This window comes from Pedobacter sp. KBW06, from assembly GCF_003852525.1.
GTDB lineage: Bacteria > Bacteroidota > Bacteroidia > Sphingobacteriales > Sphingobacteriaceae > Pedobacter.
This window is the reverse complement of the sequence record NZ_QAJL01000005.1, coordinates 899,580-920,643: the sequence shown is the minus strand read 5'-3', so window position 1 is coordinate 920,643 and position 21,064 is coordinate 899,580. Positions and strand designations below refer to the sequence as shown.

At 42.7% G+C, this 21,064-nt stretch carries 10 protein-coding genes; 4 read left to right on the top strand and 6 right to left on the bottom strand.

Annotated features, from left to right (window positions below):
• Positions 1 to 4: 4 nt before the first annotated feature.
• Positions 5 to 775, bottom strand: coding sequence for a glycosyltransferase (locus DBR43_RS29885; protein ID WP_124586970.1), 771 nt, complete (start codon positions 773 to 775; stop codon positions 5 to 7).
• Positions 776 to 1,165: 390 nt separating this feature from the next.
• Here DBR43_RS29885 and DBR43_RS29880 point away from each other — a divergent pair, with 390 nt between their 5' ends.
• The gene (locus DBR43_RS29880) at positions 1,166 to 1,660 is read left to right on the top strand and encodes a hypothetical protein (RefSeq protein WP_124586969.1); all 495 of its coding nucleotides are present in this window, start codon (positions 1,166 to 1,168) and stop codon (positions 1,658 to 1,660) included.
• An 81-nt stretch (positions 1,661 to 1,741) separates the two neighbouring features.
• On the opposite strand, the gene DBR43_RS29875 is transcribed toward DBR43_RS29880, so the two are convergent.
• The 4 genes from DBR43_RS29875 to DBR43_RS29860 all read right to left on the bottom strand — a co-directional run bounded on the left by DBR43_RS29875 (position 1,742) and on the right by DBR43_RS29860 (position 9,451).
• Positions 1,742 to 4,018, bottom strand: coding sequence for a hypothetical protein (locus DBR43_RS29875; protein WP_124586968.1), 2,277 nt, complete (start codon positions 4,016 to 4,018; stop codon positions 1,742 to 1,744).
• 200 nt (positions 4,019 to 4,218) lie between these two features.
• A complete protein-coding gene (locus DBR43_RS29870) occupies positions 4,219 to 5,196 on the bottom strand; it encodes a hypothetical protein (protein WP_124586967.1) in 978 nt (325 codons plus the stop codon).
• A gap of 3 nt (positions 5,197 to 5,199) precedes the next feature.
• Positions 5,200 to 7,428 carry a hypothetical protein gene (locus tag DBR43_RS29865; protein ID WP_124586966.1) on the bottom strand — a complete coding sequence of 743 codons (2,229 nt, stop codon included), beginning with the start codon at positions 7,426 to 7,428 and terminating at the stop codon, positions 5,200 to 5,202.
• Positions 7,429 to 7,447: 19 nt separating this feature from the next.
• Positions 7,448 to 9,451, bottom strand: coding sequence for a hypothetical protein (locus DBR43_RS29860; RefSeq protein WP_124586965.1), 2,004 nt, complete (start codon positions 9,449 to 9,451; stop codon positions 7,448 to 7,450).
• A gap of 397 nt (positions 9,452 to 9,848) precedes the next feature.
• On the opposite strand from DBR43_RS29860, the gene DBR43_RS29855 reads away from it, so the two are divergent.
• Genes DBR43_RS29855 through DBR43_RS29845 form a run of 3 tightly spaced genes read left to right on the top strand, consistent with a single transcriptional unit; the run spans position 9,849 to position 17,619 of the window.
• The gene (locus tag DBR43_RS29855) at positions 9,849 to 12,833 is read left to right on the top strand and encodes a caspase family protein (RefSeq protein ID WP_124586964.1); all 2,985 of its coding nucleotides are present in this window, start codon (positions 9,849 to 9,851) and stop codon (positions 12,831 to 12,833) included.
• A gap of 15 nt (positions 12,834 to 12,848) precedes the next feature.
• A complete protein-coding gene (locus DBR43_RS29850; RefSeq protein ID WP_124586963.1) occupies positions 12,849 to 14,672 on the top strand; it encodes a CHAT domain-containing protein in 1,824 nt (607 codons plus the stop codon).
• Complete coding sequence (locus DBR43_RS29845) at positions 14,665 to 17,619, top strand: ATP-binding protein (protein WP_124586962.1); 2,955 nt, start codon at positions 14,665 to 14,667, stop codon at positions 17,617 to 17,619. The genes DBR43_RS29850 and DBR43_RS29845 overlap by 8 nt, the downstream gene beginning before the upstream one ends.
• Before the next feature lie 69 nt (positions 17,620 to 17,688).
• On the opposite strand, the gene DBR43_RS29840 is transcribed toward DBR43_RS29845, so the two are convergent.
• Positions 17,689 to 20,886, bottom strand: a complete 3,198-nt coding sequence (locus DBR43_RS29840; protein ID WP_124586961.1) for a hypothetical protein — start codon at positions 20,884 to 20,886, stop codon at positions 17,689 to 17,691.
• Positions 20,887 to 21,064: the final 178 nt, after the last annotated feature.

The window sequence follows — 21,064 nt, the reverse complement described above, 5'->3', positions numbered from 1 at the left end:
TTTATCAGCTTTTTGGCCAGTGACGGCCATTTTTTCTGTAAGCAACTTTAATCTTCATGAGCAGGTAGGGGACTTTAATTACGTCAACGAACTTTATCCTTGAGTCGCCCTTTTCAATCCATTCTATCAGTGGAACTTCTTTCATAATCCCGGTCAGCTGATCTGCGCCGTACAGCATTTTGATCCTGGCAAATATTTCGACGTCAAAGAGCCACCTGCTGATGAATTTTTTGAAAAAGAGCTGATCGGCTAAATCACTTTTGAATATTTTGATGCCGCATTGGGTATCATAAATGGCGAGATCTAAAATCAAACTGGTCATGGTGGCCATCACGCGTCCGAAGTAATGACGCAAGGCTACTCTCTTGATGTTGCTTCCAAAAACAAATACCCTTGAGCCAAAAGCGAGCAGCAGGTTTTGCTTTTTCATGATGGAGAAGACCCTCAGCAGTTCCCCGATAGGGGTAGACAGATCGGCATCGAGGAAGGCGATATAGGCTGATCTTTTTTCGCCTTTATTATGGTTCACGGCAAATCTTATGGCTTCTGCTTTTCCCACATTGTAGGATAATGGCAGAATGAGCACATTTTCGGGGCTCAGGTTTTTTAACTCATTTAAAATAGAGAGGGTATCGTCGGTACTTCCATCGTTAACAAAACAGAAGAGAATAGCTGGGTTGCTGGAAATGTAATGTTTAAAGGTAGGGGTAGGGAACCTTTGATATTCATTATAGCATGGAACGACAATCGTAAGGTTGTTTTCGTTTAAGCTCATATTCCGGAATCGGGGACAGATAAAACCTGAGGTGCTGTTAACAGGATCATGCAGAAAGCATCACCGGCTCAATTAAATTTCCTGTTTCTATTGGTTTAACGAAAATGAGGTGGTTAGAGAAGATGCGGTTTTGTCTGGTATTTGCCATAATGAGAGAATTTATTTTTAATAATGAAGTCTGTTATCGTCATTGAGTATGATGAGTGTGTTCTTCACTAGATTAAATATAATTCAATTATAATGTAAGATGATCCCGTCTTTTAAGATCGATATGATCTGTCGAAATATTGATACGATTTGTTTAAAACATGTTACTGCCAGCCCTTTACGGTTTCCCGTTTTGCCAGGCTATTAATCGCCTTTATTTTTGTGTAAACTAAATAAATTCACATGATTAAATTATTTCATAAACTGAATAAACCTACAAACCGATTCGTTTTGATGTCTTTGGCAATATTGCTTATGCTATCCGGTTGCAGTGCAAGTTCCTATCTTGTTGTTTCTGATGCAGATACACCCGTCTACTCAACAGAAAATGATGATTCGCTCGTAACGACGATTCCTGCAAAGAATGCCTTTGTTTACCGGAGAGGAAGTAAGCGGCAGAAAATAAAGTATGGTCAGTTTAACGGATACAGCGGGTATTTGACCAGCTGGAAAAAACTGAAGAAACTCAACAGGAGACAAGTTCAAAATCTGGAGTTTACAGAAGGGAGGGGCTATGCCTATAATGGTGTTTCCAATTCGTTGACTAGTGGTGGTTCGGTCGCAGGAAAATCTTCAACACCAAGCGCCGGTGGTGGAGCGGTTCAGGTTAAAGGTTATACCCGTAAGAATGGAACTTATGTGAGGCCTCATACCAGATCTTCACCAAGAAGACATTAATGGTATGGCTGATTTAATGGCCGGATTGCTTGATTAAGGAATCCGGCCAATTTTTCTTCCAATGTTGAGGTGGTTTGGTTTTTAATCTGACGATGCAGCCGCTGTAAAAGTACTGACCTCAGCAACAATCAAACCGCCGTAAATCTGGTTGGTTGGGGAGTTCCAGGCTGCCGGGTCCTGATGTGGATTGTATGGATTAGAAGAATAAAAACCTGTATTAAAGCTACCGCCCGGATTTCCCTGTAATGATATGCCGATTGGCAGGTTGCCCTGAATCCCGGAATAATGTGCCGGAGGAGGTGTCATGCCCTCCATTTGGAGCTTGTGGCCGTTAATATCAATGGGATTATATTGAGGTGTCCATGAGGGCCAGTTAAAGTGGTAGTAATGGACCGAATTATAATTGCCATGGGTGTTGGTCCATATAGTAGCCTGCTGAAAATAACTGGTGCCATACGTTGCTGAATCATCTGTAAAGCCCTGAGCTTGCAGGTAGGAATAGTAATTTCCGTTGTTCCCAATACCTTCTCCGATCATATTTTGCAGATCCTGCGGCGATGGATAGTGAAAAGCGTTCTGTAAAACAGCTGGCAAGCCCCAGTTTTGAACAGTTCCAAACGGTTGAACGTTCAGTACATCGTTTCCTGCTGTCCAGATCCGGAATAAATAAGATACATAACCAAGCACTAAAAATCCACCCTCAATGCTGTAGAAAATCGGCGCTATCTGTCCGCTGGAATGTGGAACCAGGCAAATCGCCATATCGTCCGGTAGTGCTCCCATATATCCCTGAAAGTTTTGGTAGTAGGCTTGAAAGGAGGCACGGTAGCCTTCGCGCTGGATGACCAGGTTTGGTATTGTCCCGTTTGCCGTTGATCCACCGATGAGCCAGTTATTGTAATAACTGATGGCAGAAGGGCTTGCCGGATATGGGGTACTGTTATTCGAAATATTTTGGTTCTGCAGGTAATTGTATGCCTGCATTACGAGTTGAACGCCCTGGGTTTGGATACTTGCATAGTAGTGATACAGGCCTTGTATCTTTAAATAAAAGTTCTCATTGGAAAGGAAATTTTGGTTCAGCCCGTTGACGCTGGATGGCTTTGGATAACATTCAAAAACGGCTTGCGGAAGTGGCATCGCACCGCTGGCCCCTGTAATTAGGTTGTGCATGTCCTGCAAAGCCCAGGTGACGCCCACATTGGGATCAGTGATGTTACCGGCAGCGGTTATCAGCATTGCTGATGGGACGCCGGATTTGCTGCTGATACTAAAGTTATAAGCATTTTGTGCGTTCGCCTGAATCGTGGTCAGCGGCTGAGTTAAATGTTCAAGAATGGCATCTTGCTGTATGGTATGCAATACGTTCATAATTGCATTAAGGTCATTCAACACCTTTATCTGATTATTGATCACCGTTTGCAACTGTTTTGAAATATTCTGCAGTATTTCCAATACCGGGTTCACCGGTTGTCCAAAAATCCATCCTTCCACCAGGCCAAAAAGCTGGGAAGCTGCAAAAGAAACCAGGCTTCCTGCGGCCGATTTACCGATGTTCGCTGCCAGATCCCCAAGGCTAAGTCCGGCAGCTTCAGTACCGACGCTCGCGGCAAGACCATCAGATACTTCGGATAGGGTAGTCATCGTGTCTGTATATACACCACCTTCAGCATCTAATGTATCCAGCCAGTCCGGTACGTTACATGCCCAGGTTGCAGATCGAGGAATAACAATGGACGAGGGGGCTTCAGCAATTGCTGATACCGGTGCTTCTGTACTCACAGCTGCTGTTTTTGGTGTTGCGAATGCCGGGGCTTTGTTATTTTCCGGATCAGTTTGATGGAGCAATTGGTCTGATAGTGCGGCCGGTCCGCCTGCCGTCAATGATTTTGACAGAAAAAGACTGGCATCGAAAATTTCAGGATGAGCAATGTGTGCAATGAAATCTGCGGTATATCCGGGCATAAATAAGCCAACTGCTTCTCCGAAAAGTAAGGATTTTACCTTTTTTTGTACCTGGTTCTCCGCAATATTGGCTTTGTGGGCCGCAGTTACCATCGATGAACCCGCATTTAAGTATAGGCTGATCCAGGGAGATGTGGTTTCAGGAATCAGGGCTTCATAATAAACAGCGTCCGGCGTTTGCAGCGCAGATGCGATGGAATCATCATTTAGCGATTGGCCTGGAAAACCATACAATCTGCATCCAGGTCCGGCGATCTCTGCATTGAATGTAAAGCGGCCGTCGGCGGTTGTCGTGGTGGTGGCGAGTACTTTTTGCTGTCCGTCTAATGCGGCAACCGTACCCGTGTCTTCGGTACTTAACAGTTGTAAGTGACCAGAGAGAATGAGAGTCATAACGTTAATGTTTTATTGGATTAAATTTTTGATGAATTTGATATAAAAATGAATTTTATACAAATATTTTTTCAAAAAAAATGGGCTCCAACAGGTTTGCCAATTCAGGCTTGCTTTAGCTCAGTGAAATACTGAGGGCGTCATGATGGCCCTGAGTCAGGGTAGGTTCCTGGGGAGTAACTTACTGTTTCTGTATCTCATTACTTTTTTATTACAATTGTTTTATTAGTAGTGCCTGTAGTATTTACGACAATACTCTCTTCTGCCCTTAGTGTATCCTTACCAACGATTTTCATCACCCGAAGATAATATGTAGCGGGATCGATATTAAATAGGGATGCATCGCCAGATGAATTACTGGTAATGTTAAAAAGACTGTTGGTATTGTTAACGTCAAGCTGAAATACGGCCTGGCTGCGGTAACAGTAAATTGTTGCTGTATTTACCGGAGTGTTAAAGGTATCAAGTACTTTGATCCCCATTCCGTTGTTATTTGCGCTGTAAGGCGCAAGCTTTATTGTTGCGGTCTTAATTCCGGTCGCGGTTAGCAGAACGGTCTCCTGTCCCTGCAAAGTTTGGTTTCCACTTTGTGTTTTTACGCGGATGTAATAGGTGCCTGCAGGAATATTAAATTTATTCGCAACTCCGTAGATATTGGTTGTCAAATCAAATAATTTTCCCTCGGATGTACCGGAGTTAAAGGCGGTAGGGCTGGTAAATACCCATGCAGTTGTGTTTTGTAGTTTTGATCCGTCGGCAGCTCTTAAAATAAAATGAATACCGTTCTGATTGTTTGTTGCAGGAAATAGTTTGAGCGAATCTGTTTGACTAATGGGATAACTGTTCGCCTGAAATTCTTTGACGCCATAAAATTTTACAGTTCCGGTATCGGTTGAAGCGTATATTTTGTAGGCTTTTTCCTTTTGAATTCCTGAAAAACTATATTTTCCCTGATCGTTTGTGTTTACCGAATAGAGGTAAGTACCGCTGCCATTAAGATTGGCGAGGTAAACAGCTGTATTTTTAAGGATTGTATATTTCAGGTTTCCGTTCAGGGTATCTGCGATGATTGCAGTACCGCTTATCGTTTCTTCTCCGCTGAGGTCATCAAATTTACTTTTGTTGCAGGCTGTGATGACGGTTATAACTGCGAATATTAAATATTTGAACTTGCGCATGACTTATTTAAATAAGAGTTTAATAAATTGGAGAAATAAAACCGGGTTAACCATTACAGAATAGTAAGTGCCTCCGTTTACATAACTTCTGGAGGTTTTCGTAATTGCATTGTTCTCAATGCTGTAACGGGTTTGCAAGGTATAGTTTCGGCCTGCCGAAAACGCCAGTCCGGGAACGAGATCATAGGCGCCGCCTACATAGAAATTGTTTAACGGTTTCAGTATTTCAGCACCTCCAAAAATACTGAGTCTTTTAAGAAAATATCTAGGGATAATGCCGTGGTCCCGGTTGTAATTTTTTAAGGGAAAGAACTTAAAGCCAAATATGGCTCTTGCCCTGCTATCTTCTGTCGTTAGTTTAAACCCATTGTTAGTTGCATCAATTTGAGTGACCGTTAATGGTGACTGATTAAATGCAATTCCCGCAGAAAGTATAAAGTAACGCTCATTGCCCACGTTAACTGTAGATTTTCTTACCACCTCTGTTTTTGTTGAATCTTTGGCAGACCATCTTGTGATCGTAGTGTTTATCGTATGAGGATCTTCCTGCTCGATGGTTGAAGTGATCTGTTCTGTTCTGAATGCAGGGGCAGATTCTTGTTGCTGAAAGTAAGGTTTTGCCCTTGGCTTCAGGTCGAGCGATCCCTCATGTAATCTGTTATACATATTCATTATGATGGCACGGGCATCGCTGCAGTCAGGGGCTTTTCCATTAGCCCCTTTGTTTCCCGTACTGGGAACGCTTAAAAAGGAACTGAAATAATCCTGCGCTTTGCCAAGCATGTCCGAAGGGAACGTGCTAAAGTCAACTTTTGTTAATTCTTCATTTATCAGTTTTGTAAATAGCTCAGTGTCCTTGAAGGTGACGCCTTCTTCGCTAAATTTTATTTTGGTCCCCTCAGGTACATTGTTTAGTACCCACTGCAGTTTTTCTGAATTGGGTATCTCCTTGTTTTTCCGCCTGTCCCACAAATTTTGTTTTACAGGATTGTAGCGGTTTGCAGCGTCAAACTGTTTCTGGGGAAACGCTTCTCCGCCTAAAGTGGGGGAGACTTTTATGTAGCCATCATATAAAATTTTCTTTTCCAATAGTAAACTGAGCAATGGGTTTACTTTGAGTAAATTTTCGAGCCTTTTCTTTTCTCCGTTGAGCGAGTCCAGTTCATGAGTTAGGTTTTTTCCTGCGGAAATGTTTTCCTTAAGTTCGGGGAGGTTTCCTATTTTTTCGGCCACCTTTTTTGATGAGTTGTCAATAAAGGTGATTTGTTGTTTTACAATATTAATTTCCTCATCCAATTTTTTTAATATTCTCTCCGAATCAGTTCTAAAATCTGCAGTAACTGAATTAAACGGATTAGGAGTCAGCACGCCACCGCTGATCCACAGCAGGTTGATCATCCAATCCTTGAATTCCCTTCCTACTAATCTGAATTTGCTCTGGAATTTTCCACTTTCTGCAATTGCTGCCTGACATAATTCATCTATTATTTGCTTTTCAACATCCGGAGCTGATTGTAATGCTTTAGTTATAGAGTCTGCTTTCATAGCGTACCAGTGCGCAATGGTTGCTTCTAAGGGGTCATTGTACACCAGCTTAAAGTGAAGCTCATTCCTGTCGATTTCCTCACAATTTCCACATGTTAAGTCTTTGAATTTTAGTGGGGTCTCGCTTTTAATGTAATAACAGGTGTCACTGGCTTTGCCTTCATTAAGAATAAGCTTCTTTTCTGTTTTAAAATCTGTTGTTGTCCAGGCTTCAACCAGATATTGACTTCTCCATTCTTCGATATATTTTGAAACGGGGATGTACTGATTTGTGCCTGATTTTTCGAATGCAGCGTTTGCATCCTTCAACGATTGGAGGTTATTTACCTTTACTTTTCTTAGTTCTTCGATTGCGAATTTAAGCTGCTTGTTAAAATTGATGAATGAGATGTCCTGATCGAAAATGCAATTGTAAGCCTCTTTGTTGTCGTCGATTGTCTTTTGAGTTTTCTCCAGCAGCTCCGTAAATTTATCAAAATGCTTCTGCATTTTCGATTTGGAGTAGACCACACTAAAATTCAGTGACGTGCTTTTAGTGACAAATACCCTGGAGAACTTTATCATTTTTCCTTCATTGTCAAAAACAATTTCCTGTTGATTGTCGAAGAATTGCCCTATACCAGTCTGCGCATAGCAGCTCATCGATAGAAAGAAAAGAATTAGCGGAGCGGTAATTTTTTTTGTCATAGATATAATTTTAAGATGTTTAACTGTAGCGAATTGTTTGGATTTCATCATTCATTTCGTCAAGTGTAAGCCCAGGATTAGTAGGACTTTTGCCGTTCTTAAACCAGTTTGTAGCAGAGAGTGCTATAAAGGATTCATCAGTATACTGTTTAAAGAAGGGGTAGGTCATAAAGATCTTTTGTCCACAGGAAATCGCGATCAGATAATCTGCATTGTATCCGATAACAGCCACCGCATGTCCTCCCCAGGATCCGGGACTATAATCGCCCTCCGTTGTCCCGGTTGGATTGCTCCATGTGGTTTTGTTTTTTGCTGAAGCCGGCATTTGAAGGCCGACAATACAGCCCCCACACCAGTATACGGCTGATTTCAACTGAGAAATGTTGCCTGTTTTAATTGAGGTGAGGTACTCGAGTTTGTCGCCTCCAATTCCTGTGTCTCTCCAATATTTTAAAAAAGTATAGATTTTGCAACCTACATCTGTACTAGGATCTGCGGGGTTATAGCCTGAAACGCTCCTATAGGCGGCAATGACACTTTGCTCTGAAGGTATAACCGCCTTCGGTTTAGTATTTGCAGACCATATGCTAATCAGGTAAGCTGCTGCTGCAGGAACGCAGGTTAAAAGTTCATAATTTTGATAGTCTGAAAATTCTGCCTTGAAAGCATTGCTCCAATCGACTTCAGGAGGTTGTGTTCTCAGATCCCCCTTTTGATTTTCGATTGAAAATTCCCTAATATTGGTACCCCGGGTAGCTGTTTCAGTTTTCGCATTTTTTTCTGGCGGAAGTTTTCCGAGTTTGGGAATTCTTTCCTGTTGCGCAGGTGGGATACTGTTTACGGAGACTTTTTCAGGCAGTTCGGAGATTCTTTGCTTTAAATCTTCCGGCTGTGGTTTTAGTTCAGCCTGATTTTTTCTATCAGAGAGTATTCTGGTTTCTTCTTTAGAAGAAAGGGGCTCCCGGATTGATTTTTCGTAGTTGGTGTCGAGGTTCGTTCTGATGATTTTAAACTGTAGAAGCTGCGCAGGGACAGAAACGAGTGCCTTAAGGATATTAATCGGAATTTTTGAAAGTTCGGCCATTCCGCTGGGTTTGCTGATCGCGTTTTCTACCAGTAGCCCGTCTGAAAATTTTGGCATTACAGTACTCTCCACAAACAGCGCTCTTTGGATAGGAATTTTCATGAGTCTGGAACTGTCCGGAACAAGGCAGCTCATTTTTACCACTGGCTGGGAATTGTGTGTTGTTGGTTCGGTGTTTTGTGGCCCTGGTACTTCAAGATCCCACACCGCCTGAGTAACGGGCCGGGTATATATCCCCTTATAGACCTTTTTTTCTGTGAAGACCTTTGCTTTTCTTGCTCCGGTTCTGTTCAGGCTGAAGGACGCGTCCAGAGGTGTTACCTCCGGAGCACTGTTGAAATTGATCAGCCATTTTCGCTCTATTTTTTCATCATCAATCTCTGCCTGAGGGATAAAAAATGTTCTTGTGTAAAGAACCTCTTCTTTTATTCCCTGTGTCACAGCTGATCTTTCATGAGGTCTGTCGCCCGGAGCGAATGGGGGAGAAATAGCTGCCGGAGCAGCAGTAAACTGTTCAACAATACTGACAATTTTATCGCCAGATGTCGTTTCTACGTTTTGCAGTAACCCTCGCTCATTGGTGAGGACTTTAAGCTGATCACTAAAAAAGAAGTCAGGCAGATAGGAGAGGGTGATTACCGAGGATGTATCGGGTTCAATCTTAACCGTGGCCTCACAGGTGACGCTTTGGAGCTCTGCTTTTATTATGATTCCGTTTTCTACAGATTTATATAAAATAATTCTGGCAGTGGCCTGGACGCTTAAGGATGCGGAGGGCAGGTAATAATAGCTGAAGCCCTCAGGCTCATCTTCGGATGTAATGGTACTTTGAAGAATTACTTTTCTCCCGGTCTTGTATTTACCCAGGAAATAGGCGGTTAAAATTATAACAAGGCAAGCGCCTGTGCCTATAAGAAAACTAGTAAAAATATATTCCATTTTTTACATGTTAAAGGTTTAACATCAAAGATTAATTAGCCCGGGAATAAAATGGAAGGATTGATTCTTTTATAAAGAATGATGAGAGCGTTGTAGTACATAGCGATTAATTTAGATAAAATAAATATATGTATATTATGCTGTAAATAATATAGTTATATAAAATTAAATGCTCAGCCAATTTTGATCTGATCAAAATTGAGGAAGAGAGAAAATGACGCTTGATTTCTTTTTTTATCATAAAATCAGGTGTATTTTTATTTGTTGAAATGCTTTTTGTTGAGTAGATTCACTTATATTTTGATCAGTATTTAATTGTACAGACAATATTTTTTTGCCCGTTTTCCGAAGCTCGTTTCCCGCCAGTTCTTTACTGATTTTTTTAACGCCCCTCATCATGCTAAACCAGGAAGAAAACAATTCATCAATTGGTCTCCGGGATAATGACGCTCCCGCTGTAAAAAAGCTTTATGCCTTAATCGTCGGTATTTGTGACTATGCCGAAGATATTCTCCTTACAGAAAATCATGTCCGGTTCCCAAAACTCTCCGGCTGTGTGAATGACGCCCTGAATATCAGGAGTTATCTGGAAGGACTTCAGGGAGTCGATCCGGAGATTGTTTTGCTTAAAGACAGCGAGGCCACAAGGTCAAATATCATTCAGCAGTTTAAGGACCATCTTGGTCAGGCACAAGCAGGAGACAGCATGTTGTTCTATTTCTCCGGACATGGCACCCGACAGTCTATCAACCCCCATCTTTTTAATTCAGAAGTGAATGGTTCTTCGGAGGCCATTGTGGCTTATTATGATGGGAATCAGCTTTCTGATGCGCTGATTGCCGATAAGGAAATCCGCTGGCTGATTTCTAAACTGAATACACCTGAGGCAGATCTGCTATGTATCTTTGATTGCTGTCATTCTTCCGGAATAAGCAGGAATGCGGCTCTGGTGGAAAGCAGCTTTAAGCAGGTGCGCTCAAAGCGAATTCCTTTCATTTTTCCAGTCCGCCCTTACAACGAATATATCTTTTCGGACGAGGTACCCATGGCGTTGCTTGCCGAGAAGGGGGAATATGAAGTGCTGGGTAATGCCGCTTATGTGGAATTATCTGCCTGTGAATCGAATGAATCTGCCCTCGAGGTTGCAGGTGAGGGCATTTTTACCAAAGAGCTGCTCAGAGTGCTGAATCTGAGCGAAGGGTTGATCAGTTATCATGACCTTATCAGCCATATCAGGCAATATTTAAGGGGTATATATGAGCAAAAACCTAAATTATATACTGGTCCTGGTAGTACAGTTTACTTTTTGGGACTTCAGGCTGGCGCTAAAAATGATATGTTTGCTGAGCTGGTTTTTAATACCCGTACCGGCTGGGCTTTAAATAAAGGAGCCTTGCAGGGCCTGGAGATTGGTATGCCTGTTAAAGTGTTTGCTCTGTCAGACTCAAAGCTGGTTATGGATGCGAGTATATCAAAAGTGATGCTGGATACTGCGAAACTTTCGGTCAACGAAGGGCTTAATGCTCAGGAACGCTATATGGCCAGGCTGAATATTGAAATGCCCGCCCGCCTGAAGCTCTTTGTTGCAGGTGGTAATGCTCCGATGGCAACCATGGGCATGGTGTTTGACGCGCTTTCGGACAAGAAGGGAAGTGGATATTCACTGACAGAACTGGAGGAAGAAGCAGATATTTGTCTTCGATATCTCACAGGGGCATTTTTTCTGACTTATCCGGATGATCCGTTTCGTCCTTTAACTATCCCAATAGATTTGTTGGATTCCCATCTGTCGGAAAGGCTCATTGAACAGCTTGCCCAGGTTAGCAAATGGTGGTTTCTTAAAGGATTGGTCAATCCCAGGATTCCGCAGAATTTTTCCATTCCGATAAAGGTTGAGGTAGATATTAATGATAGTGGTTTTAATGCTTTCAGTGGTCAGGAACTAGTGGTTAACTATCATCAACCTATCAGAGCCCTTGAGGCCAGTATTCGAATCAGGCTAACCAATATCGGAGCTTCGCCAATATATTGTGCCGCCATTTTTCTTTCTGCACAGTTTGCCGCCTATACCGGATTTCTTCAGCCTTCAGTGCTAATGCTTGAGCCAGGCAAGAGCGTAGAACTTGGGAATAATGGCGGAGCAATAATCAAGGTTTTTCCGGAAGAAACGATGTTTTGGTACAATCTTCCCTTTACGAAGGAATTTTTTCAGTTAATTGTCAGCCCCTCGCCGTTTGAGATTCATGGAGTTGATATGAATGGTATTGAACCACCCTGGACACCAAGGGAAGAAAAGGGTATTTTAATTGATGACCAGCTGGGTAATAACAGGTCGAATAATAGTCCGGTTGATCAGGAATGGTGCAGCCTGCGCTTGCCCTTTAAGCTTCTTAATCCTTTACATAATACGATTTCGCATCAGGACCTTGAGGCGATGCTGAAGGACGAGCGTACAGCAGACTTTGCACTCGGGTTATATTTTAATACGCAGTTGTCTGCTGATTTGGCGATCTCCTGTTCGGTAAAACCGGAAATCAGGCTCACCGGTGATCGTGGAATTGCGGGAGATACCGTCCTGTCGCTTGCAAACTGGTGGGCAAGGAGTTCAAGAAATAAGCTTTATCAGCGCAACATCAAAAAATTCCCAGACCAGATCAAAATGGTTTCTGAGGGGGATTCATGGTTTCAGCATCCTTTGGTGTTTGATATTATTGACCATCTTTCGCGTGTCTATCCTATATTTTGTTGCGCTGCTGCGGGAGATACCTTTCGAAATATCGTTTCGGGTGAACACCATCGGGGTGAATATTATCTGGAGGCAATAGAGAGAATCAGGCCTGAAATTTTCCTGCTTAGTGGCGGGGGAAATGATATTCTGGGTAGTCGGTTTCAGGAATTCCTTGCAGATGCTCCGGACCATTCGAGCCCTGAAGCTGAGCATCCGGCCAGATTTTTAAAAGCTAGCCTGCTTCAGGAAATTAATGATTTGATGGAAATTTATGCAGGACTTCTAGGTAATCTAAGGCGGAGTTATCCTAAGCTGAAAGTAATTCTTCACGGTTATGATTACCCCGTTAAACTCAATAATCCAGGGAAAGGATGGCTCGGGCGTTACATGATCGCAAAGGGAATTGACAGGGAAGGGGACCGGCGGGCCATTATCCATCATATTATGGATGAATTCAATACCCGACTTTTCAGGATTGCTAAGGAAAATGATAATGCTGTCTATTTAGACCTGCGGAAAATCATCAGGTACGATCCTGTTCTGGGCACTGATCAGTGGTATGATGAAATCCATCCCAATAACGAGGGCTTTCAGCAGATCGCCATGCGCTATATTTCAGCTATCAACACCATTGTGGATGGAAAACTGCATTAAAAAATCTTTTAAGATATGACACCAAATATTTTCCTGGCCTTTTCCAACAGTGAGCAGGCCAGGCTGACCAATTTATCGAAAGAGGATGAGCTGATCTATGGCATACTCCTGGAGGATAGTAAAGAGAACGGATATGATATCATCAGGGAGTCCTTTGCTACTCCTGAGGTGATCAATCAGCGGTTTGCTGAATGGGGGAACGAGATTGCTGTGTTTCACTTCAGCGGGCATGCGGGAAACCATGCACTCTTAATTGATGACAGGGCCATAAATGCGACAGGGCTTGCCTATCACCTGGAACAGAGTGCCAGAAACGGGATACTCAAACTTGTGGTACTCAATGGTTGTTCGACTGTCGGACAGGTGAAGCTGTTGCTCAAACTAGGGGTGCCGGCAGTAATTGCAACCAATGCTTCGGTTGATGACGTAGCGGCGAAAGAGTTCTCTACCTGGTTTTACCGTAATCTGGCCAGGGGTAGCATGGATATTAAAGCGGCATTCCTAAATGCGCTCGTTTATGCCCAGAATGTGACCATTGGTCAGCTGGATCTTAAAAATAAAGAAGCAAGGGGAATTAGTTTCCTCAATGAGCGAGATCCCAATGAACCACTATGGGAGGTGTTTTTTTGTAGAGATGGTGATGTATCGCTTAATCCGCTGCCAAAGGTACGACCGGTTGTTAATGGTAGTTTTGAAGCGAATACTCTGCTTCGCGATGCAATTTACCATGCCATGGTAAAGGCGAAAAATGAAAAATTTTCGGTGATGGAGACGCAAATTCGTAATATGATGACGGTAGAAGAGAGAGATATTGAGGATGAATCGGTGAAAGCCCTTCCCTTACCAATCGGGGAGCATCTTAGGAAGCTTTTTTGTCCTTCTGATGAAGGGGATCTCAATGGATATGACAAGGTCAATGTAAGGAGACTCGAGCAGATTTGCCGCTTATACGCTACTACTATGGAACTGCTCAGCTGTATCGTAATTTGCCTTATATGGGAAGTTAAAGGTTCTGAAAGACTTCCTGATGAGGTCGCACAACCACTTCGGGAACATTTCGCCTTAAGCGGAGAAGAAAGGTCTGTTTTCGCATATGCTGAATTTTTGAGGAAAATACTTGCCTTTTGGATGGGGCAGCCTGTTGATAAACAGTTTCTGTCGGAACTTTCGGAAATTTACAGATTATTGACTGTAAAGGGAGATGTAGATGATGATAATTTTTTGTCGGCTTGTGAATTTCTGGAGGTTCTCAGACAACGTATCGCCAATGGCAGTCCGATTAGGGTTGATGAGATCCCGAACCTGTGTGCTGACGCGGAAGGATGGCTTGCACGTATAATGGGAGCGCTAGGGTTTTTGTACGAATATCATCTGACAAGTGTACAGGCAATCTCGATTCTTAAACATCGCTTTAATCCACGCCCTTCGTTCAGCCATTCAGTGGTTAAGCTGACGAGAGTGAACGGATCTGCGAAATATATTTACGAGTTAAATGAGTGTCTTTCCTGTCAAGGGGTTGTGTTAATGAAAGGGAAGATGCTTGTGAAAGAAGGTGGCAACAAGATTCTGGTTGCAGGGGATGATGACCTGAAGTTTCTCAACCTCTCCCCGTTTATCTTTGATGCCCTTGCTTTTGATTCAGTCGGGAAGTCAAAAATAGTGATATTGAACGAATATCAAGAGCAGAAAGATTGCTATCAGTTCAAGGATATATGCAAGCCCGATAGCGTTATAGATTTTGAATTTGTGGAGAATCGAAACCGTTTCTCGACTGTGAAAATGGAACTGGAACATTACCGAACAGATATGTTGGGGATAAACAAGAACGATAATGATTAAGCAAGAAACACCACCTAGCCCTTTTAAGTTCCTGGATGCCTATCTCAAGGAGGATAAGGATGAATTCTTTGGACGAAAAGCTGAAATCAATGAACTTTATCGCCTGGTTTCCAGACATAGGTTTGTAGTGGTCTATGGAAAGATTGGTACAGGAAAAACGAGTCTGGTCAGGTGCGGGCTGGCCAATTGTTTCGAAGAAACAGACTGGTTCGCACTTTATGTCAGGCGGGGGAATAATTTTTTGGAGGCCATGGCCCGCAGTCTGGTGGCCTGTGGTATCAGGATGGAATCAGAATCTGTTAAAGCGATAGAGAAAGGGCTGATTGCCTTGATTAAGCAAAAGCTTCGTCCGGTTTATATCATATTTGATCAGTTCGAAGAATTGTTAATCCTTGGTGATGACCAGGAAAAGAAAGATGCTTATCGTTTGATCAGGTCTATTCTCTCTAATGAGAAACTTGCTTCCTGTAACCAGATTGTAACGATCAGAGAAGAGTATTTTGGTTCCCTTGAGCTTCTGGTCAAAGATACTCCGCGGTTGCTTGATGCCCGGCTTCCGCTTCGTCCTATGGACAGGAAACAGGTGATGGAAGTAATAAGACAATCGGGACCAAAGTACAACATTACATTCGAGGATAATGCCATAGAGCGTATGGTAGACATTCTTCAGGACCAGTCGGACATCTCTCTGCCTTATCTTCAGGTGTATATGGATCAGCTGTGGCGCAGAGATTTTGAGCGTACTTATCCTAAGGGGCTGAGTACGGATATGGGGCTTCCTTATCTCCATTGGGAGGTTAAGGAAATAGAGGAATCGGGTGCGCTAAAGGATGTTCTTCAACGTTTCTTACATGAGCAACTTGAACTAATTGGTAAGGAGCTTGATCTCTTTCTGGTCGTCAGACCTGATATAACGCATCCCTTCAGTAATACGCAGGACCTTTTGGATGAAATTCTAGATGCATTGGTGACTGCTGAAGGGACTAAGTATCCGCTCGAAGTTTCAAGTGACATGAAAGGAATGAAGTTAGGTGATTCTGCTACCCAAGTATTTAAGGATTTTGAGCCGCGGCTTCTTGAGGAGGTACTGTCTTTGCTTGAGTCTCACAGAATAGTGCGAAAGGAAATTCGTTATGTAGAACTGGCTCATGATAAAATTGCTGAGCTTATTTATCAGAAACGGACTCAGCTGATAGGAGAACAAAACGACCTGAAAGTGATCATTGACCAGGTTCAAAAGGATGAGAACAGAAGTTATCTAAGTAATAATGACATTAATCGGTTTGAAAAAATCATTGGCCGACTGGATCATGAAACAAGGGGGTTTATTGAACTTAGTAAAAAGGCAAACCGACGGTTTAAGATTTGGAAATGGGTTTTTGCGGTGGTGGTGGTGTTTTTGTTGTTATTTGGAGCTGGTCTCTGGCAATATGGAATACTCAGGAAAGGATACCGGAAATTATATGCGGAGGCATTTTATGGATCACGTTTTGACAAATTTCCCAATAAAGCTCTTGCCATTAATATTGCAAAGTACCTGTATGACAAGCAGGAAAACGAGGAAAATAAAAAGGAATTGCTTCCCAGTTACTTAAAACTATTCAGGAACCCTTCGGTGCAATCTATGCTGAGTACCAGTCTGATCAATATTAAAGGGGATGGGCTGCGGTCTTTTGAATTTGATATTTCTGACGAAGGGGGCTATATCTCCAGTAGAATTGGAGAGAGTGGCTATCGTTTTCAGTTATGGAACAATAAGGGGGACTCAGTTACGACCTTTGACCGGATAAAATACATGTATTTCATTCAGGGAACCGACCTGTTGTTTCTGGCCAATAGAAACCGGGATTCGACCTCGCTGCTTGCAGAACAGTCTAATTCTTTCGTAATTTATGACTGTAAACATAAGAAGGTACACTTGGAGATGAAACTCGATAACCGATATCTTTATACTTATGATAATTTTCTAGAGGACGACTGGAGCAGAGATGACTCTTATCGTGTACGCTATCTCTCAGATGGAAAACTCATTGTTCCGACAAGGAAAGTGGGAGATGGTTTGAGCCGCCAGGGGGAAGTGCTTATTGTTTCTCCTAATGGAAAAACGGAGCGGGTTAACGGACACTTTTCAGTGAGTAATTCAACGGACCGAAAATGGATTATGACCGGAAGATCTGAGGCGAATAGTAAGGGACTCATTGAAATTTACAATCCTTCAAATGTTAAAAAGCCCATTTTCAGTATCTCTAATGCGAGTTTTGGTGATTTTACTCCAAATAATTCTGCAGTATATTTAAAGGGAAATGAAATCCTGCTGACTAAACTGAATGGAGTGCCGATTAATGTAGTGCCAAATGTTAGCGGGGCTGTGCGTGTAAAAGTCGATGAGCGCGCAAGATATGCGATTACTGAGAATGCCAATCATATATTTACGATGTATGATTTTTTAACCAAAAAGCCCCGGATCACAGAGGATAAGCTGGAGGGAGTTGACTTTGCACGTACGAGGGTTTTACTGAATAAGGTACTCAAAAATAACAAGGAGAAAAGCCAGTTTAGATTTGAAGGATTTGATGGGAAGTTGTTTGGTTCTTTCGGGCTTGATTCCGCTATTGTAAAGACTGTCTTTAACCCTGCTACGGGTGACGTCCTGGTCATGGATAAGGCTTTCAGGCTCTGGCTTCTTAATGGGGATTTAAAGCTTAAGGCAGTCTATCAGCTAACTCCAAACGACTTTTTTGGCTTTACCGCTAATGGAAAATACATTTATTATGTCAGAGATACTATGCTTAATATACTGGAGAATAAGCAAAATATGGTCAATCTGTCGGATGTAAAACAAACGGGAGACTGGCTTCTTGAAAAGGAGAAACTGAAGAATATGAATATTGAGGTGACTCCGGAGATTGTGAAAAAATATGATTTACCCGGCAAGTGGTTGCTTTGACAAAGCATCTTCCTGAAGCAGATTAAGAAATAAAAAAAGCTATGAATTCAATAAAGAGCAAGGCACTAATTATTCTTTCCTAAAATAGAAATCTCTGTAAAGCGCCGTCAAAGCATCCATGGCCCGGTCACAATGTGGCAGTATGGAACCATAGAAGTTGGGCTGGTCAGGTGTCTTTATGCTGTCGAGCATCTGTAAGAAATCAATCTCGTAAAGTTCGTAGCTGGTAACCTGATCGTATTCGTTCTCTTTGTCCATGTCAAACTTGAGATAAATGATCGGGTAGGGTGGAGTCTCGTAAAAGTCCTGCGGCTTGGTCTGTTCAATGCCTTTTATGCTAAGACCGTCAAACGGTAGTCTTTGCTGATCTTCCCCGCGTTTTCTTTTTAGCCATAGCAACAATAGATCGCTTAGGTTTTCACCGCTAAAGTATTGGGAGCTGTTTTGGGAGCTGAGCGTAAGGGCTGGATCCAGTATTTTGGGCTGGCGGTTAAGGAATTCAAAATAAACAGAGGTATCCATGCTCGATTCTGAATGGCAAAGTATGGCCGTACTGAGGTTGGTCCAGGTTCTTCTGCTGTTTTCGATGTAGGGTTCCAGGTCTACGCAGTTCCTGGTAATGTCAGTCAAACCATTTTCTGCTTCCAGGGCAATGTAGACCCCCAGTTCCTTCATTTTTTTAAGGCTGTCATTGAAAGATGTAGGGCTAGCTGGTCTGAATATGTCCAGGATTTCATTTAGCATTTGTGGATTAAAAGGGGTTGAAGGCAGCGAGGGAAAAAAGGTATCATGTTCAGCATAGAAACTGATTCGGCCAGGGCCGATATTGGGGGAGAAAGGAAAGTTAGCAATACCGGTACCATCATATACCCTGTTAAGTCCAATTCTGCAGTCAAATATGGTAATGGTGATCGGTTTTTTTAGCAGGTTAATATTCGTCTTATCTCCATCAATATCAATGGTCATCCGCATAGAAAAAGCCCCATACAATGGGCGGTCATTATTTGGGCCGAAGTAATAGTTTTTTGCCGGATTGAACTGATCGGTACCTATGAAATATTCATATTGTATTTTCAGTGTACCATTGGAGGTAAAGCGCCCAAGAAGGTAGATGAATTGGTCGATGTTCTCAGGTAAATTTGCAATCAGGTTATCATAATGCCGGTTCAGAAGGTCGATTTTGGCCGGGGCAAGATATATCCTTTGTCCTGCCATGAATGGTGGAACCAAGGGGTAGCTTCCCAGAAAATCAAACGTGAACTTCCTTTTGAAGGAGAATGCGAAAAAATCTTCCAGTACAGACAAATTTGATGGGTAGGTTATAGGGGTGTATGGAATTCCATCGGCAAAGTTGCTATCGGTTGGATTGAACAGAAAGGTGTCCAATTGCATCTTGTTCTGATTTGGTACGATTGGTTTGAATTCATGGATAACGGGCTGGATGTTCTTGAATATCTGGAACAATAGGTCCAGCGCGGCTGAGGTATATGCCCGTAGGGCAGATTTTAGTACAGTTTCGGAGCTTAAGCCGAAAGCCATGCCATGGAACCATGAAAATAATTTCCTGAACTCCAACGCTGTATCAAAAAAGCTCTCGTATTGCCCCTGAAGTGCTGAAGGCCTGATTTGGTCGATATTTTCTGTTAACATACTAATATATTTCTCAGTTGCCTGCCCGGAAATGATGGGGTTTAGTAATTCCTTTTCATTCTTCAAAATAGTTTGGAGCTCGGGTAGGATTGACTTCCATAGCGCTTTTTCTGCCGGCGTCTGCAGAGCATCCATAAACTGGTGGTAAAGACTCACTAGCAGCACGGGCCTTTTTTCAATCGGAGACCAGATAAAACTGTCGTATTGACCGATACGGGGAAATGAGAGGAATTCGAACTTTTCCAACTCGGAATCCCTTAGCCTGGTGAAGCGGACATTCGAGGACTCGATCAGCGCGATATTTCCGAGGTGTTCCAGGTCCGAGATGAACCGTTCAATGCTGATCGGAAAGATACTTATGGTTTCTATTTGTTGTGATTTCTCTTCAAAATCAGCTTCCATCTGTAAGTTTTTACTTTCATTTACCTTATCGATGATCAGGTCTATCCCTCCTTTGATTTCCCCTAAATGCGCCTGTGTATACTTGATCATGAAATCTACCTGATCGATCAATGTTACTATGTTTTCGCTAACGATACCAATTTCTTCTCTGAGTGCCTGGATGCTTTCATTGATCTGTCTCAGACCTGCCGCGAGGAAGGACAGTTCATTGTCTTCCCCACCATTAAGGGATTGGATAATGGACATTGTGGTCATCACAGCTCCAACACCGGTTGCAAAGCTGGCGGCGGTGAAACCTATGGTGGCAATCATAGAGAATGCCTCATAAGCGTCAACGGCGGATTTGGTTCCATTGATGATGGCATTACCAAGTTTAGGGTTTTTAGTGGCGACCAACATTCCGGCCAGGGCTCCCCATCCGCGTGCTTCTTCCATTTGATATTTAAAGACTTCAAGATCGTCAGGAGCGGCAGGTTGTTTTAGGATCGCGTCGATGTGCGCTTTTAATTCTTTGGTAATTTCTTCTGTATTTGCTCCCCTTGAGGCGAGCTCTTGCTCCAAAAGTGCATCATAAGCAGCACCTCCCTCAGCACCTCCGTTTTTTTCGATAGCTTTTTCGATGGATTCCCGCAGTAGTTCCTGAAGGGAACCCGCAGGAGCTTTCAGTAATAGCTCCAGGTCGTTTTGCGGAAGGTCGAGTTGAGAGGCGAATTCGTCAAGCAATATGATGTTTTCTTTTGCGGCATTCAACAGGCTGCTGCTCCCGTGCAAACCACCATTATTTCTGATCATTTCTCCCATAGCTTCATGAAGTTTAGGAATGTCCTGGATCATTCGGTATATATTGCCTTCGATATCTGCGCGGATGATTTCCTTTCCCAGTTCTTTCCTGGATTTTCCTGCACTCTCACTGTATATCTTGGCAAGCTGAAGAACTGAGGATAATGGCTTTAGTTTTTCGAAGCGTACAGATGCCAGGTTGACTAGTGCTCCGCTATAGTCTATCTCGGTGGCATAGGCATCAAGAAAAGACTTTAGAAATGGCTTGGCATATTTTGTGGATCCGTTATTTGGGAGTTTGCCCCAAAGCTTGTGATAGGCATCAAACAGGTCAACTGCTTTTTCAGGTGAATCGAGGATCTGTTTGTAGGTATATTGATCTTTAATGGTGCGCCTCATACGCGGGGTAAGTGGCGGTTGATCGAGAGCTGGCATAGTGAGAATGTCTAATTAACTGATATATAATTTGGTTGTTCGGTTTCTTGTGTCTATTTGATAATGCTTCAGTTAAAAGTAGGAATTAAAATTCGAAATAAACACTTATATGTGAGTTGTTTAGGGGGTATTTCCTTTCTATTTGTTGTTCTACCGATCTGCACTCAAGTTCCAAAGC

Bases quoted from the DNA above. Each gene is read 5' to 3' on its own strand.
- DBR43_RS29850 (WP_124586963.1), top strand. From the start codon at position 12,849: ATGACACCAAATATTTTCCTGGCCTTTTCCAACAGTGAGCAGGCCAGG.
- DBR43_RS29855 (WP_124586964.1), top strand. From the start codon at position 9,849: ATGCTAAACCAGGAAGAAAACAATTCATCAATTGGTCTCCGGGATAAT.
- DBR43_RS29885 (WP_124586970.1), bottom strand. From the start codon at position 775: ATGAGCTTAAACGAAAACAACCTTACGATTGTCGTTCCATGCTATAAT.
- DBR43_RS29840 (WP_124586961.1), bottom strand. From the start codon at position 20,886: ATGCCAGCTCTCGATCAACCGCCACTTACCCCGCGTATGAGGCGCACC.
- DBR43_RS29875 (WP_124586968.1), bottom strand. From the start codon at position 4,018: ATGACTCTCATTCTCTCTGGTCACTTACAACTGTTAAGTACCGAAGAC.
- DBR43_RS29880 (WP_124586969.1), top strand. From the start codon at position 1,166: ATGATTAAATTATTTCATAAACTGAATAAACCTACAAACCGATTCGTT.
- DBR43_RS29870 (WP_124586967.1), bottom strand. From the start codon at position 5,196: ATGCGCAAGTTCAAATATTTAATATTCGCAGTTATAACCGTCATCACA.
- DBR43_RS29845 (WP_124586962.1), top strand. From the start codon at position 14,665: ATGATTAAGCAAGAAACACCACCTAGCCCTTTTAAGTTCCTGGATGCC.
- DBR43_RS29865 (WP_124586966.1), bottom strand. From the start codon at position 7,428: ATGACAAAAAAAATTACCGCTCCGCTAATTCTTTTCTTTCTATCGATG.
- DBR43_RS29860 (WP_124586965.1), bottom strand. From the start codon at position 9,451: ATGGAATATATTTTTACTAGTTTTCTTATAGGCACAGGCGCTTGCCTT.